Source organism: Nonomuraea sp. NPDC003201 (assembly GCF_053590415.1).
In genome coordinates, this window is sequence record NZ_JBSFTC010000671.1 from 1 (window position 1) to 2,237 (window position 2,237).

Consider the following 2,237-nt stretch of genomic DNA (forward strand, 5'->3'; position numbering starts at 1 on the left):
GCGTGGAGTTCTGAGCGCCGCCGGCGATCGGCGTCACCGGACGCCCGCTGAAAATTTCACGCCGCGACGGGCGTTCGCGCTGGTCGCCAAGGGGGCGGGAGCGGCGCCGTTGCGGCGGCGGATCACCGCGTCGTGCAATTTACGGTGATCCGCCCCCTTCGAGATGGGAGACCTGGTGCGTCACCGACTCGCCGCCCTGTCGCTGCTCGCGGCCGCCGCCCTGGTGCCCGCCGTGGCCGTGGCCGCACCCGCGCACGCCGACCTGACCCTGCAGAAGGTCTACTCCAGCCTGCCCTACGACATCTGCATCTCCTTCGGCCAGTCCGGCCAGCAGAACGGCCGGTGGAGCACCTGGTGGTGCAGCACCACCCAGCCGCAGAACCCGCAATATCCCACCTACGACCTGTGGGCGTACGTGAACTGAGGCCGAGCGTCCAGAACCGTGCCGTTCCAGACCAGAGTCGGCGGCTCGGGGGACGAGGGGCGCAGCCAGGCCACCTCCACCCCCGTGCCGACCAGCTCGAAGACGTGGGCGTCCGGGCGCCCCGGCACCTCCACGCGGCGCACGTCCGTCGCGCCCGCGAGCCGCGACGACAGCTCGGCGAACGCGTCCGCACTGGGATGCCGCACGGACATGGCGCCGCCCTCGAAGGCCATGAGCTGGAACTTGGAGAACATCAGCTGGAGGAGGTTGTACGGATCGGCCGGCGCGGGCATGTCGGGGCCGAGTTGCCAGCAGACGGTCAGCCGGAGGCCGGACGACAGGGCCAGCAGGTTCCTGATGACGATGTCGTCGGCGTTGATCCGGTGCCGCTCGGCCTCGAGCTCCGGCGGGCAGCCGGTCATGAACATCTGGAGCGTGGGCGGCAGCTCCGCCATCCGGTCGTAGAGCCGTTTCATGGCGGCGCGCACCGGTTCGGTGGTCAGCCGCTCCTCGTGGAGGTCCTCGACGGTCAGGCGGTACCACGGCTGCATGCCCCCTGCCTCGATCACCTCCGCCAGGTGCTCGAACACCTCGGGGTACTGCGTCGGCACCGGCCCGTTGTACTCGCCGGCCACGATCGGCTTGTCCCCCACGACCGCGCGCGCGTCCTCGATCGCGCGGGGGATCAGGTACGGGTCCCCGTACAGGTGGACGTCCAAGACGTCGTAGGCGTCCCGGCCCTCCTCGATGACCTGGAGGAAGAAGTCCCGTTCGGCGTCGGGCTCGTCCGAGGCGGAGAAGACGCCGGGCGGGCAGCCGCCCAGCACCACGGCGGCGTCCGGGTCGGCGCTCTTGACCGCCTGGTGGAAGGTGGCGAGGTGGGCCACGTAGTCGGCGGCCGTGCCGGCCCAGAACAGGGGGATGCAGGGCTCGTTCTCGCACTGCCAGTAGCGCACGCGGCCCCGGCAGTGCGTCACGAGGGCGCGCAGCGTGGCCGCGTAGGCGGCCGGGTCGAGCGGCGGCGAGGCGGGCAGCAGGTCGGTGGAGCGGGTGGAGCCCCACGGCGAGGACGCGCCGAGCGTGAACCAGAGCTCCGTGTCGTCGTCGAACTGGCCGAGCACGGCGTCCACCGCCGACCAGTCGTGGCGGCCGGGCTCGGGTTCGAGCTGCGACCAGTAGAAGAACACGCGCACCAGCCCCGCCCCCAGCTCCCTGGCCTGCGGGGCGAACGTGTCGGGCTTTTCGACGAGGCCGTACTGGAGGCCTCGTACCACTCCGAGTCGGATGTCCATGACCTCACGGTCCCCGGCCGTCCTGGCAAAAGGCTGTCAGAAGGCTGTCAGTCCGTGCGCAGGCGGACGGGGCCGAACAGGCCGGTGCTGCGCTGGCCGGGGAAGACGAAGTGGGTGGGGCTGACCTCGTCCATGAACGGGCCGAGGGTGCCGAGGACGAGGATCTCGATCGTGTTCTCTCCCTCGTCCAGCCGGACGTCGAAGGTGTAGGGGGAGCACACCCGGATCCCGCAGGGCCGGCCGTTCACGGTGACCTCGGCCGTGCCGCGCACCCTGCCGAGGTCGAGTACGCCGGGCCCGGCGGCGGCGGTGATCGTGGTGCGGTAGCGGACGCCGCCGCTGTAGCCGGACAGGCCGCGTTCCTCCCAGTCGCCGAGCCGCATCCGGCCGGGGCCGCAGGTGAAGCGGACCGGGCCGGTGAGCGACCCGGTGACCTCCAGCTCCGTTCCGCAGATCCGTACGGGACCCGTCGCGTCCACCAGATCGGAAGAGCGTCGGGGAGAGAAAGAGTGTATTGATGG

2 protein-coding genes and 1 pseudogene are annotated in these 2,237 nt (G+C 71.2%); 1 reads left to right on the top strand and 2 read right to left on the bottom strand.

Annotated features, from left to right (window positions below; genetic code table 11):
• The first annotated feature begins 175 nt into the window (after positions 1-175).
• Positions 176-424 (top strand): hypothetical protein, encoded by a 249-nt coding sequence (locus ACWDX9_RS62560; protein ID WP_449973327.1) that lies wholly within the window; start codon positions 176-178, stop codon positions 422-424.
• Here ACWDX9_RS62560 and ACWDX9_RS62565 read toward each other — a convergent pair.
• Positions 397-1,716, bottom strand: a complete 1,320-nt coding sequence (locus ACWDX9_RS62565) for a hypothetical protein (protein WP_449973328.1) — start codon at positions 1,714-1,716, stop codon at positions 397-399. The two genes, ACWDX9_RS62560 and ACWDX9_RS62565, sit on opposite strands and share 28 nt — an antisense overlap.
• Positions 1,717-1,763: 47 nt before the next feature.
• Positions 1,764-2,237: pseudogene (locus ACWDX9_RS62570) on the bottom strand (hypothetical protein); the annotation flags it as partial.